This window comes from Vibrio sp. RE88, from assembly GCF_013113835.1.
GTDB lineage: Bacteria > Pseudomonadota > Gammaproteobacteria > Enterobacterales > Vibrionaceae > Vibrio.
The window spans coordinates 23,226-34,894 of record NZ_VTYQ01000018.1; the positions used below are offsets into that span (position 1 = coordinate 23,226).

Sequence of the window (11,669 nt, forward strand, 5' to 3'; positions counted from 1 at the left end):
GTAATTGTGATGACACATCCGACTTGGCAATTGGACCTTGAGCAAGGTGCGTTAGTACTTACTCCTTGCCCGGGTACTAAAGGTGTTGATCTGGAAGCTTCGCTTGTGCAGTTAAAAGAGCAAGGTGTTGAAGCGATAGTGACGGCGCTGGATAACACAGAATTAGAGAACAAAGGCGTTGCTCAGCTTGGTGAAGTGACAGAGAAACTAGGTATGCAGTGGTTTCAGATTGAAATTGAAGATGACTGCGCACCGGGTGATGACTTTGCCGTGAAATGGCAGCAAGCCAGCTCTGCTCTGCATCAGGTTGTCGATAATGGCGGTAAAGTGGCGATGCATTGCATGGGCGGGTCAGGTCGTACGGGCCTGTTGACCGCACATCTGCTGTTAGAAAAACAGTGGCTGTTGAGCGACATTGTCAAAGAGGTGCAGGCGCTACGTCCGGGGGCCTTTACCAAACCTGTTCAGGTCGATTACATCAACGCAGTCGCGGCGAAATAATCCCTTGAGGAGCTTTTGGATCATAGGTGTCCAAAAGCTCCCATCGCTGTACATAAGAGAAAATTGGGTACTCTATGATCGCAAATCTGAGTAAGAGTGTGCGTCAATATATGCTGGTGACGTTCAATTACTGGAACTTCACCATTACTGACGGCGCGTTGAGAATGCTGGTGGTGCTGTATTTCCATGATCTGGGCTACAGTACATTAGAAATCGCATCCTTGTTCTTGTTCTACGAGTTCTTTGGCGTGGTAACCAACTTGATTGGTGGTTGGCTTGGAGCAAGGCTTGGCTTAAACAAAACCATGAACCTTGGACTGGCGATGCAGATAGTGGCACTGGCGATGCTCGCAGTGCCCAATGTCTGGCTGACCATACCTTGGGTGATGCTGGCTCAGGCGTTGTCTGGTATTGCCAAAGACCTCAACAAGATGAGTGCCAAAAGCTCCATTAAGGCACTGGTGCCTGATGAGCAGCAAGGCGCTTTGTATAAGTGGATCGCGATTCTGACGGGGTCGAAAAATGCCCTTAAAGGTGTCGGCTTCTTCATCGGTGGCTTATTGCTGTCTCTGATTGGCTTTAAGTACGCGGTATTGCTGATGGCGGGTGTGTTAACACTGGTTCTGATCGGCAGCCTAATCGGTCTTGAAAGTGATTTGGGGAAAGCCAAAAACAAGCCTAAATTCAGCCAAATCTTTTCTAAGTCGAGCTCAATCAATATCTTGTCTGCGGCGCGTATGTTCCTGTTTGGGGCACGAGATGTTTGGTTTGTTGTCGCCCTACCTATCTATCTGGGCAGCGTGTTTGGCTGGGATCATCTTTGGGTTGGTGGCTTCTTAGCGACATGGGTGATTGCTTATGGTTTTGTCCAAGGCTTTGCCCCTAAGATCACCGGTAAAGCACAAGGTAAAGTCCCTGACGGCAGTGCAGCGCTGATGTGGGCTGGCTTGTTGGCAGTGATCACCGCGGGAATTGCTTACGCAGTGCAAATTGGCTGGCAACCTCAGTTGGTTATCGTGGTTGGACTCTTGATTTTTGGTGCTGTGTTTGCGGTGAATTCATCCCTGCATTCTTATCTGATCGTCAGCTATGCCAAAGGGGATGGTGTATCACTGGATGTCGGCTTCTACTATATGGCGAATGCCATGGGGCGCTTAATTGGCACAGTGCTGTCAGGTTGGATATTTCAGGTTGCAGGTTTGGCTGCGTGCTTATGGGTTTCCTTTGCATTTCTTGCGCTGACTACCCTGATTTCCATCAAGCTACCTAAGTTGAACCAGACAGCAACTGCTTAAATTAAGAACAATTCTATGACTAAAAGTTGACCAAGGTTACACCTTGGTCAACTTTTTTATTGCTACCTTTGCTCAACCAGTGTTGAACAAAGGTAGCGGTATGAGAGATAGAGTGCTGTTTTTTGACTTGTTGCGATGCGTCGCTGCTGTGGCAGTTATTGCGATTCATGTTCTTGCCCCTTATCGTCAGGAACTCGGTAGCATCCCCTTCTCAGAGTGGGCTACCGCGATTGGTTTAAACAGTGCGATACGTTGGGCGGTGCCCGTGTTCACTCTTATCACTGGTGCGCTATTGCTCAGTGATACCCGGCCATTTGATGCCAAATACTATGTCAAACGTCGATTAGGCAAAGTTTTGGTACCGTTTATTGTTTGGTCGCTGTTCTATGCGTATCTTTCGGGGTGGAGCTTGAACGGTTTTAATCCTGAAGAAACCAAGCAAGTGCTTGCCAATAGTGCTTCTCACGCCACTTATTATCATCTCGGTTTCTTCTACTACTTCATTCCTTTGTATTTCGTCATTCCGTTTTTTCAATATGTGATCAGGCAGTATGGTGATAGCTCGTTGTACTCTTATGTGGCTATTTGGTTGGTGACGACCTTATTGTTTTTAATCGGTATTGATGGGCCTTGGAGTCATCAAATGTGGCTTTACAGCGGCTATTTACCTCTAGGGTACTTGCTGTATAAAAGAGTGCCTCTGACCGCACCTTATGTAGCCATGTTTACAGTCTTGGGTGTGGTGGCACTTATCATGACGGGATACGCGGTCATCACCAACAGTGTCGAAGCGCAAGAATATACCGTAGGGCGATGGCTGTCGTATAAGACACTCAATGTGGTACTGGCTGCGAGCATGATTTTCATGTTATGTCGTTATGTTGGTGAAAGCTTGCCTGATAAGGCCAACAAAGTGATCGGCTTCATTAGCCAACACAGTCTTGGCATTTACATTCTCCATCCGATCTTTCTCTGGCCAATGAAAGAGTATGGCTGGTACCAAGGCCACCCCGCTTGGGTGATTCCTGTGTGGATTGTCTTGAGCGGTTCTGGTGCTCTAGTGATGAGTTGGATGGTGTCTAAATCCCGACGTACTCGCTGGTTGTTGCCTTAGTATTGCTGTCAGCGAGTCGCCATTGATTGGTGCTCGCTTATCTTTCCAAAACCGTAACTGATTAAATTAAAACGGTTTATGTCTAAAACATGGCATGAATCTGCCTGAATCATCAGGTTAATTGTTATATTGAATACTTAATCGCAGTGAGGTGAACGGTAATACTCGTTCAGGAAGGGAATATGAACAGAAAATGGTTAGCGGGCTTAATGTTGTCAGTAGCCCCATTCGCCAACGGGTATGACGGCAGTTTTAATGATGCCGAGATCCATTATGTTGATTTTTTTCAGCGTACCGATGGCATCAAATACCTGGTGCATAAGATGGATCAAAGCAACATTGAACATGCGTTTGTGATGGGCCTGCCGATTATGAAAAAGTGGAATGCTCACGATCCTGTCGCACCACGTTATGAATTTGGCGATGACTCACCCGTCTATTACTACTCACGTACTGATGAGATTCTCTATCGAGCACTGAAAGACTCGCCACATCAAGATCGACTGTTTCCTTTTATTACTGGCTTTAACCCCACGGATATGTTCGCAGCGGAACAAGTCGAACAGATGATTGAAAGCGACCCCGGTTTCTGGAAAGGAATTGGTGAGATTCTAACTCGCCATGACAGTTTGTCCGCGCTGACATTAGGCGAACAGGCCAGGGCGAATCACCCTGCTTTGATGAAGGTGTATCAGGTGGCTGCGAAGCACAAGATGCCGGTGATTCTGCATACCAACATCACGTCTGAGCGAGAAACGCACCCGTTGTACAAGCATGAGCTGGTGGAGGCGTTAGAAGAAAACAGCAAAACCAACTTTATCTGGGCGCACGCGGGGACGAGCTCGACACTGCTACGACGTCAGAATCTGTCGTTTCTCATCGATGAAGTCAGCGAGCTACTGGATGATTACGATAATCTCTACATCTTGGCATCTTGGAGCCTGCGCGATGTGATACTGGCGAGCCCTGAATCAAAGAAAGAGTGGGTGGCGTTGATCAAAGAGTATCCCGATCGTTTCATGATTGGCTCTGATGTTGTAGGCCGCTTTAAAATTACGGGTGAAGTGTTATCTCGTTGGGATGAAGTCTTGGATGCGTTGCCGAATGACGTGGCCGAAAACATGGCGAAAAACAATATGCTCAAGATGATGAAGCGCTAGATTAGCGCTTCATCGCGAAATGAAGAAACTTATCACCTTGATAAGTCAGCATGCCTTTGTCTCCGGGATTTAAGGCATGGAAATAATGCACTCCAACCTGAAACTCTCGTTTAGGGCCTAGACGTCCTTTCTGCACGTAAATCCAGTATTCCTGCTCATCTTGTCCTGGTTGGGCGTCATGAACATCAATGGCCTGTTTATCGAGAACAGTGACGTCCGCTGTTTGTTCAGGCGCATTTTCTCCCTGAATGTGTCTGCGATAAAGTCGGCTAAATACCCAACCACTGGCGAGCACAAACACAATAATGGCAATGAATAACGTTAATGGCATTGTTGTTCTCCCCAAAAAGCCGATGGGTTATTTTAGTGCTAATTTGGACTCAGGTTAGGGCTTTGAACACAACTGTGAGCCTCTGTTGTTGTCCTTTGTATCATTCTTCGAGACATATCACACGTTAGTGGTGATTTTGTCAGTATGCTGATAAAGCTAGTCATTGATTCCTTTACATTAATTTACTTGCAAAGGACCGTAAAAATGGGGCTAGATAGTAGATAATGAGGCGGAATATTATTTACTTATAGTGCTGGCTGGAAGAGGTCAGTCTCTGCCCCTAAACTTACTAGCGATGGAGGGAAGCCATGTCTGATATCGAAAAAGTAGTGACACGGACACGAACAATTGAAAAGCTTCTTCGCACGCAATATCACGCTGAAGGTAAGGGATTACATCAGTTGATCACTAGCTGCGAGGAGCGACTACCGCACGATGTGATTGGTAAGTTGCGCTATATCGCGACCATTCGCAATAAGATAGTTCATGAAGAAGATTACAAGTTGGAAAGTCGTAGTGACTTTCTTTCTGTGTGTGATGAATGTGAAAAAGAGCTCACGCCACGCAGTAGTCGCTTTATCTGGCGAGCGGCGATTACTTTGATGACTCTGATTACATTAGCGGCATTGCTTTTCTATTATGCCCATTGGGATATTTTGTCTAAGCATTTGTAATAAAAGGTCTAAAACAGACTGTTTTGAAAAAATAGTCAAACTTAGAAATCCGTTGGATTTGTAGGCGGGTTTTGTGTGAAAAATCTGCGACATAACAAAAAGGGACGCGAATGCGTCCCTTTTTGCTTTTGTAACTATGTCTTAGTAGATCATCGGCAGTGTCATTAGGCCAACAACAACTGCGATCATTACAAGTCCTTGTTTTTGTGAAGAAGTAATCATAACCCTGCTCCTGTTCAGTGATGCTTAACTCTATGTAATTTAGAATAGCAGTGTTTTTGTGCTTTGATCAAGTTTTTATTTTCCTAAGCTTTAAAAGTAACGCTGTGTAAGTACGAAAATACAGTGTTTAGGGTGGTTTTTTGATTGTCTTTCTATGGTTTTTGAGTTGATTGAAAACTGTTCTTGTTGTTCGTACTGCTATTTAATTTGTTGATTTTTAATGTTTTTAATGATGTTTAATTGTTGTTAAATTATAGAGATTGTCATTTTGTTTGTTTGATTGCCCTCTTGGTGTCAGTGTTGGGTTAAATTGATGGTTATCGGGTTTTGTTTTGGCTTGTTTTACCTAGTTTCAGATTAAAATGGCTACCGGCTTACCTGACTAAGATTGCATTCTATTAGTTCTGGGGGCTAATAATATGCTTGATTTCTGTTTAACTTGTTGATTTTAAATGTTTTGATGTGAATTTTTGTTCATGTTTTTATGCTTTTTTGGATCTTAGTTGGCTGGATCTGGTGAATTTGGATAAAGTCGGCGTTTACGCCAAATTTAGTTGATGTAAAAGCCTGTGAAGAAAGAGAAGGCGCTTTAGCTAGCGCGCTTTACCGACGCCTTTGTGACTCTGTCAGAAGCCAATCAAGATCCAAGTTTTGCTTTCCATTTCTGGACATCTTTAGCGTCCTGCCTACACTGGCGACTCAGTTTAAAAGAGGTGGACCCATGTGGAGCTGGCTTTCAGTCGCGCTGTCAGGATTTATTAGTATTTCTGCTAACGAAAGCAACCAGAACAAACAAGCGGTCGTGTTTAAAACATTGTCGTTAGGCATGCTTGTCGTCATGCTGTGGAGCCAGAATGGTCTGGTTGGCCTATCGGCCTGGTGGGTCACATTGGGATTGTTGATCTCCATGCTGGCAGACGGTCTTTATATCTATAGACGACAACAAAAGTTGTGCTTTGCCGCATTTGTCGGAGCCCAGCTTTGTTACAGCACCTCTTTTTGGCTTCAGCTTTCGGGTGAGATTGTCTGGTGGCTACCTGCAATGCTGTTGGCGATTGGCGTTGTGGTGTTCTTCCTAATGCTGCCCAAAATTGATCGTCTTATCTTCCCTGTGGTGATAATGGGCATGATGTTACTACAGCTAAACTGGGCGGCGGGTGAAGTGTGGCTTTTGACCGGGACAATGGAAAGTGTGCTGGGCTTTTTAGGAACGCTGACTCTGACGTTATCGGCAGGCTTGCTTGCGGTGCATGACTACAAACACCCTATTTTCTATGGCCGTTATCTGATTTCTGGCAGTTACCTGCTGGCGCATTCCTTGATTACTGCCTCTTTGATTATCTGAAATCAAAATCTATTCAATAACATCAGGCTATTCTCTCTTCACTGAATTATTCGTGGAGGAAATCATGTCTAACGAAATACACGCACATAACGTTCTAAACTTATTGCATGATCGACCAATGACAATGCAGGAGCTGCGAGAGGTTGCCTGCGCTGAGTTTGGCGATGATGCTAAGTTCCATACCTGTAAACTGGATGGGCTAGATTTGGATGCCTTGATGGCGTTTTTCATTGAACGAGAAAAGATCGTTGATGTGAAAGGAAAATGGGCGCTGAACCTAGAACGCGTCTGTAGCCATTAAAAACTCTGCTATCTGCCTCCAAATTGTCAAACGGTGTTGATATACTTCGCCGACTTTTCGCTCTGTTCATTGAGAACTTTTTGGCTTTGGAGGCTCATTCATGGAAATTCTTTCTGCCGCAACCATGTTGTTTCTTATCATGGATCCGCTTGGCAATCTTCCAATCGTCCTATCGATTCTCAAGCACCTTGACCCAAAACGCAGGCGCAAAGTTCTGGTGCGCGAGTTGTGCTTCGCACTGATTATCCTGATGCTGTTCCTGTTTGCAGGTCAGGCGATTCTGAGTTTCCTTCATGTTGAGCCCGAAACGCTGAGTATTTCTGGCGGCATTATCCTGTTCATCATCGCGATTAAGATGATCTTCCCGAGTGCGGGCAGCATCACAGGCCTCGCGGCGGGCGAAGAGCCGTTTATTGTCCCTATGGCTATTCCTATGATTGCGGGGCCATCAGTGATTGCGGCACTGTTACTCCTGTCGACCCAGCACCCGGACAAATTGCTTGAGTTGTCTGGCGCTGTTCTGCTGGCGTGGGGGGCGACCTTCTTTATCCTGATGTTCTATAACTTCTTCCACCGTATCCTGGGTGAGCGAGGCTTGAAAGCCATTGAGCGCCTGATGGGGCTGCTGCTAGTGATGATTTCGACTCAGATGTTCCTCAACGGAGTGAAGAGCTACCTAAGCTAAGAAACAAAAAACGCCGCTCAAGATGAGCGGCGTTTTACATTGGATGGTGTGGGTTTTACATCATGTACTTGCGACGTATATCGAGCAGGGCAAAGATGCCGAAAATCAGAATCGACCATTTTTCCCAACTGGTCATCTTAATCTTGTCACCAAACGCGCCGATAAAGATGGCTGATTGCAGGCCATGCATGATGAACAGGAAGGCCGTCATAATGTAAAGCGCAATCGCCGCTTTACCCGGAAAGGGCATAAAGAAGTTCAGGATCAGGATGAACCACACAAAGCCAATCGCGGCTTTGGCAAGAAAAAGTAGAGCTTTCATGAGACTTCCTTTTTAGTCTTGTTGTCTTTCAAATAATCGGTAACTGACTTGGCCCGCCGTTTTTTCTCGGTGCAGGTGCCAGTTGGTTGGAATGCCTTCCAACGCAAGTTCTTTCTCAGTTTCAATATAAATCATGGCATCGTTGGCCAGCCAGCCATTACTTTCCAGCAAAGTGACGGTTTGTTCCAGCAAGCCTTTGCGAAATGGTGGGTCGATAAACACCACATGATGCGGAGTACCTGCTTGTTGAAGAAAGCTCAACGCATCGCTGTTAATTGCGGTAAGGTTATCCGAATTAAGAGCCGCAATGTTTTTTTCTAGCTGCTTGAATGCATTAGGGTTGAGCTCAATCATGGTGACCTTATCAGCCTGACGTGAAGCCGCTTCAAAGCCCAATCCGCCAGAACCGGCAAACAAGTCGAGGCATTTTGCTTGAGGCACATCCTGAGCCAGCCAGTTGAAAAGGGTTTCTTTGACGCGATCCGTTGTTGGGCGCAGCCCTTCTGCATCATGAACAGGCAGTTTTCTTCCTCTCCATAAGCCGCTAATAATTCGAACAAAGCCCGTTGAAGGCTTTTTTTGTGATGTGTTTTGCTGGCGACGCCGTACCATAGATTTTTTGACCGCTAATAAAGTGATACTATACCCAGTCGCTCAGTGAGTTCGTCCTGAGTACAGCCCAAATTTTGTTGATGACAAAGTGTATACCATCGTTATTACGCTGGAAACTTTTCACTCTGTTGTCATTTTTCTTTTCTTTACCGGGACAATACCCGGCGAAAAGTGTCAGAGTAAATTAAGACAATCTAGGATATCCCCAGATGACGGAAAAAAAGAAGCGCGGATTACTTTCTTGGCTTGGCTTCGGTGATGAGGAGCAACAAGCCAAGCAAGCTGCTGAAGAAACCCAATCGGAAATAGTTGAAGAAGTTGCAGAACAAGCGCAAACCGTTGACGACGTTCAGCCAGAGCCTCAGGCTGACTTAGCAGAAGCAGAAGCAGAAGCAGAAGCAGAAGCAGAAGCAGAAGCAGAAGCAGAACAGCCACAAGAACCTCGTGTGATTGAGCAAGAGAAGCCAACCGAAAGCTTTTTTGCCCGCTTAAAGCGTAGCTTAGCGCGTACAAAAGCAAACATAGGCGCTGGCTTCTTTGGCTTGTTTAAAGACAAACAAATTGATGATGAGCTGTTTGAAGAGCTGGAAGAGCAGCTACTGATTGCCGATGTTGGTATGGATACCACGGTGAAAATCATCGACAACCTGACAGAAAAAGCTTCTCGTCAGGAACTGAAAGACGGCGAAGCACTTTATGGTCTGTTGAAAGAAGAGATGGCTGGCATTCTCTCGACCGTTGAAAAGCCGCTTGAAATTGATACCAACAAAACCCCTTACGTTATCCTGATGGTTGGCGTGAATGGCGTCGGTAAAACAACGACGATCGGTAAGCTGGCTAAGCAATTCCAATCACAAGGTAAAAAAGTCATGCTGGCTGCAGGTGACACCTTCCGTGCTGCGGCCGTTGAGCAGCTTCAAGTATGGGGTGAGCGCAACCAGGTACCTGTTGTGGCTCAGCATACCGGCGCAGACAGTGCATCGGTTATTTATGACGCCATTGAGTCTGCAAAAGCCAAAGGTGTTGATGTGGTGATTGCCGATACAGCGGGTCGTCTACAGAACAAAGCTAACCTGATGGAAGAGCTGCGTAAGATCGTTCGAGTGATGAAGAAGGTCGATGATTCTGCACCGCATGAAATCATGCTGACATTGGACGCGGGTACGGGCCAGAATGCTATTAGTCAGGCAAAACTGTTCAGTGATGTTGCACCGCTAACCGGCATTACCCTCACTAAATTAGATGGTACCGCGAAAGGTGGGGTTATCTTTGCGTTGGCCGATCAGTTCCAGATTCCTATCCGCTATATTGGTGTGGGTGAAGGCATTGATGATCTACGCCCATTTGAAACTCAGGAATTTATTGACGCATTATTCAGCCGCGAAGACTAATCAGTAGCTCAGTAAGAGGAACGACGAGTGATAAAGTTTCAGCAAGTAAGTAAAGCGTATCGCGGAGGCAGACAAGCGCTGCAAAAGGTGGATTTCCACCTACGCCGCGGAGAAATGGCTTTTCTCGGTGGCCACTCCGGCGCTGGAAAAAGCACTTTGCTCAAGTTGATTTGTGCCATTGAGCGCCCAACGGACGGAAAAATCAGCTTTAATGATCACGATATCACTCGTATTCCCAATAAAGACATCCCGTTCTTGCGTCGAAACATCGGCATTGTCTTTCAGGACCACCGCTTACTGATGGATCGCTCGGTGTTTGATAACGTCGCATTGCCGATGCGTATCGAATCTATCTCTGAGAGTGAGATTAAACGTCGTGTGTCCGCAGCGCTGGATAAAACGGACTTACTGGATAAGGCCAAGTGCTTACCCAGTCAGCTGTCTGGCGGTGAACAGCAGCGCGTCGGTATTGCTCGTGCAGTGGTTAATCGCCCAACCTTGCTGTTGGCGGACGAACCGACGGGCAACTTAGATCCCGAACTATCCAACCGAGTCGTTAAGCTTTTTGAAGAGTTTAACCGCGCTGGAGTCACCATTCTGCTGGCGACGCACGATATTGGTCTGGTCAACACACGACCACAATATCGCCACCTTGAACTGAACCAAGGTTTCCTGAGTGAGGTAGAAGATTATGGCTGCTAATGTGCGCAACAAAAAATCGGCGAAAGGACGTCCGAAAAACCGTGTGAAGCGTGACAGTTTCTTTACCGTTCACTTCAAACAGGCCAGAGCGTCTTTTGCTGTGATGTGGTCTCGACCTCTGGGGAACATTCTGACACTGGCGGTGATTTCGATGGCATTAGCCATGCCAGCGGCGTTGTACCTTTTGGGTAAAAATCTTGCAGCGGCTTCAAGCGATGTAACCAGTCCATCGAAAGTGAGTGGCTACATACAAGAACAAACGCCAGAAGCTCGCATTATGGTGTTGAAAGACCAACTGGAAAGTATGGAAGAAGTGGCCAAGGTTGAGTATATCTCGCCACAACAAGGTCTTGATGATCTGAGCCAGTACTCTGGATTTGACCATGCGATTTCTTTGCTGGATGACTACGCGCTACCCGGTGTGCTTATCGTCACGCCAAGCGTTGAAGATAAAACAAAGATCAAACAGTTGGCGGCAACATTAGCGGGTGAAGAAGAAGTGACGGATGTTCGCCTTGACGAAGATTGGCTGACGCGTCTTGATGCGATCAAGAATCTGGTCGGGGGCATAGTGATCACCTTGTCTGTTTTGATGCTGGGTTCGGTATTTTTGATTGTCGGTAATACCCTGCGTTTCAATGTCCTTGCCAATAAAGAAGAAATTCAGACTATGAAGCTGATAGGGGCAACCAACAGCTTTATTCTCCGACCGTACCTGTACTCAGGGATGTGGTTTGGTCTGTTGGGAGCACTTACTGCCTGGATCATGACGGCGATTATCACTGTGGTACTGAACAGCAGCGTAGAGCAATTGGCTCTGCTGTACGATAGTCGTTTCCGCCTGATTGGACTAAGCTGGGATGAAAGCTTGTTATTATTGATGCTCGGAACCTTCCTAGGGTGTCTGGCAGCGAAAGTTTCAGCGCAGCGTCATTTGAAAGAAATTGAACCTGTATAAATAGTTGTTGTCCTAATTATTTGAAAAAGTACACGCTACCGTGTACTTTTTTACTT

At 46.2% G+C, this 11,669-nt stretch carries 14 protein-coding genes; 11 read left to right on the forward strand and 3 right to left on the reverse strand.

Features of this window, described 5'->3' with window-relative positions; all coding sequences use genetic code 11:
* Nucleotides 1-9 precede the first annotated feature (9 nt).
* The 4 genes from F0265_RS24045 (at nucleotide 10) to F0265_RS24060 (ending at nucleotide 4,070) form a co-directional block, all read left to right on the forward strand.
* Complete coding sequence (locus F0265_RS24045; protein ID WP_171750609.1) at nucleotides 10-501, forward strand: cyclin-dependent kinase inhibitor 3 family protein; 492 nt, start codon at nucleotides 10-12, stop codon at nucleotides 499-501.
* 74 nt (nucleotides 502-575) lie between these two features.
* The gene (arsJ, locus tag F0265_RS24050; RefSeq protein WP_065741039.1) at nucleotides 576-1,796 is read left to right on the forward strand and encodes an organoarsenical effux MFS transporter ArsJ; all 1,221 of its coding nucleotides are present in this window, start codon (nucleotides 576-578) and stop codon (nucleotides 1,794-1,796) included.
* A 100-nt stretch (nucleotides 1,797-1,896) separates the two neighbouring features.
* On the forward strand, nucleotides 1,897-2,910 hold the full coding sequence (locus tag F0265_RS24055; protein WP_171750610.1) for an acyltransferase family protein: 1,014 nt from the start codon (nucleotides 1,897-1,899) through the stop codon (nucleotides 2,908-2,910).
* 182 nt (nucleotides 2,911-3,092) lie between these two features.
* A complete protein-coding gene (locus tag F0265_RS24060) occupies nucleotides 3,093-4,070 on the forward strand; it encodes an amidohydrolase family protein (protein WP_171750611.1) in 978 nt (325 codons plus the stop codon).
* Between the two features lies 1 nt (nucleotide 4,071).
* On the opposite strand, the gene F0265_RS24065 is transcribed toward F0265_RS24060, so the two are convergent.
* On the reverse strand, nucleotides 4,072-4,401 hold the full coding sequence (locus F0265_RS24065; protein WP_019274056.1) for a DUF2500 domain-containing protein: 330 nt from the start codon (nucleotides 4,399-4,401) through the stop codon (nucleotides 4,072-4,074).
* A 308-nt stretch (nucleotides 4,402-4,709) separates the two neighbouring features.
* On the opposite strand from F0265_RS24065, the gene F0265_RS24070 reads away from it, so the two are divergent.
* The 4 genes from F0265_RS24070 to F0265_RS24085 all read left to right on the forward strand — a co-directional run bounded on the left by F0265_RS24070 (nucleotide 4,710) and on the right by F0265_RS24085 (nucleotide 7,628).
* Nucleotides 4,710-5,075, forward strand: coding sequence for a hypothetical protein (locus F0265_RS24070; protein ID WP_019274057.1), 366 nt, complete (start codon nucleotides 4,710-4,712; stop codon nucleotides 5,073-5,075).
* Between the two features lie 943 nt (nucleotides 5,076-6,018).
* Complete coding sequence (locus F0265_RS24075) at nucleotides 6,019-6,642, forward strand: lysoplasmalogenase (protein ID WP_171750612.1); 624 nt, start codon at nucleotides 6,019-6,021, stop codon at nucleotides 6,640-6,642.
* A 64-nt stretch (nucleotides 6,643-6,706) separates the two neighbouring features.
* A complete protein-coding gene (locus F0265_RS24080) occupies nucleotides 6,707-6,943 on the forward strand; it encodes a YecH family metal-binding protein (protein WP_019274060.1) in 237 nt (78 codons plus the stop codon).
* Nucleotides 6,944-7,043: 100 nt separating this feature from the next.
* Nucleotides 7,044-7,628, forward strand: coding sequence for a YhgN family NAAT transporter (locus tag F0265_RS24085; protein ID WP_006957309.1), 585 nt, complete (start codon nucleotides 7,044-7,046; stop codon nucleotides 7,626-7,628).
* Nucleotides 7,629-7,683: 55 nt separating this feature from the next.
* Here the strand turns inward: F0265_RS24085 and F0265_RS24090 are convergent, their stop codons facing one another.
* Nucleotides 7,684-7,950 (reverse strand): DUF1145 domain-containing protein, encoded by a 267-nt coding sequence (locus F0265_RS24090; RefSeq protein ID WP_006957308.1) that lies wholly within the window; start codon nucleotides 7,948-7,950, stop codon nucleotides 7,684-7,686.
* A gap of 12 nt (nucleotides 7,951-7,962) precedes the next feature.
* Nucleotides 7,963-8,562, reverse strand: coding sequence for a 16S rRNA (guanine(966)-N(2))-methyltransferase RsmD (gene rsmD / locus F0265_RS24095; RefSeq protein ID WP_019274061.1), 600 nt, complete (start codon nucleotides 8,560-8,562; stop codon nucleotides 7,963-7,965).
* Nucleotides 8,563-8,771: 209 nt separating this feature from the next.
* Here rsmD and ftsY point away from each other — a divergent pair, with 209 nt between their 5' ends.
* From ftsY to ftsX, 3 genes are read left to right on the forward strand one after another with little or no spacing between them, the layout of a single operon-like run.
* The gene (gene ftsY, locus F0265_RS24100; protein WP_171750613.1) at nucleotides 8,772-9,953 is read left to right on the forward strand and encodes a signal recognition particle-docking protein FtsY; all 1,182 of its coding nucleotides are present in this window, start codon (nucleotides 8,772-8,774) and stop codon (nucleotides 9,951-9,953) included.
* Between the two features lie 27 nt (nucleotides 9,954-9,980).
* On the forward strand, nucleotides 9,981-10,655 hold the full coding sequence (ftsE, locus tag F0265_RS24105) for a cell division ATP-binding protein FtsE (RefSeq protein ID WP_006957305.1): 675 nt from the start codon (nucleotides 9,981-9,983) through the stop codon (nucleotides 10,653-10,655).
* Nucleotides 10,645-11,613 carry a permease-like cell division protein FtsX gene (gene ftsX, locus F0265_RS24110; RefSeq protein ID WP_064489040.1) on the forward strand — a complete coding sequence of 323 codons (969 nt, stop codon included), beginning with the start codon at nucleotides 10,645-10,647 and terminating at the stop codon, nucleotides 11,611-11,613. The genes ftsE and ftsX overlap by 11 nt, the downstream gene beginning before the upstream one ends.
* Nucleotides 11,614-11,669 lie beyond the last annotated feature (56 nt).

What these genes read in the sequence shown, in the direction of transcription:
- F0265_RS24090 (WP_006957308.1), bottom strand. Translation starts at nt 7,950, where the DNA reads ATGAAAGCTCTACTTTTTCTTGCCAAAGCCGCGATTGGCTTTGTGTGG.
- arsJ (WP_065741039.1), top strand. Translation starts at nt 576, where the DNA reads ATGATCGCAAATCTGAGTAAGAGTGTGCGTCAATATATGCTGGTGACG.
- F0265_RS24060 (WP_171750611.1), top strand. Translation starts at nt 3,093, where the DNA reads ATGAACAGAAAATGGTTAGCGGGCTTAATGTTGTCAGTAGCCCCATTC.
- F0265_RS24080 (WP_019274060.1), top strand. Translation starts at nt 6,707, where the DNA reads ATGTCTAACGAAATACACGCACATAACGTTCTAAACTTATTGCATGAT.
- F0265_RS24075 (WP_171750612.1), top strand. Translation starts at nt 6,019, where the DNA reads ATGTGGAGCTGGCTTTCAGTCGCGCTGTCAGGATTTATTAGTATTTCT.
- F0265_RS24085 (WP_006957309.1), top strand. Translation starts at nt 7,044, where the DNA reads ATGGAAATTCTTTCTGCCGCAACCATGTTGTTTCTTATCATGGATCCG.
- rsmD (WP_019274061.1), bottom strand. Translation starts at nt 8,562, where the DNA reads ATGGTACGGCGTCGCCAGCAAAACACATCACAAAAAAAGCCTTCAACG.
- ftsY (WP_171750613.1), top strand. Translation starts at nt 8,772, where the DNA reads ATGACGGAAAAAAAGAAGCGCGGATTACTTTCTTGGCTTGGCTTCGGT.
- F0265_RS24070 (WP_019274057.1), top strand. Translation starts at nt 4,710, where the DNA reads ATGTCTGATATCGAAAAAGTAGTGACACGGACACGAACAATTGAAAAG.
- F0265_RS24065 (WP_019274056.1), bottom strand. Translation starts at nt 4,401, where the DNA reads ATGCCATTAACGTTATTCATTGCCATTATTGTGTTTGTGCTCGCCAGT.
- F0265_RS24055 (WP_171750610.1), top strand. Translation starts at nt 1,897, where the DNA reads ATGAGAGATAGAGTGCTGTTTTTTGACTTGTTGCGATGCGTCGCTGCT.
- ftsX (WP_064489040.1), top strand. Translation starts at nt 10,645, where the DNA reads ATGGCTGCTAATGTGCGCAACAAAAAATCGGCGAAAGGACGTCCGAAA.
- F0265_RS24045 (WP_171750609.1), top strand. Translation starts at nt 10, where the DNA reads ATGACACATCCGACTTGGCAATTGGACCTTGAGCAAGGTGCGTTAGTA.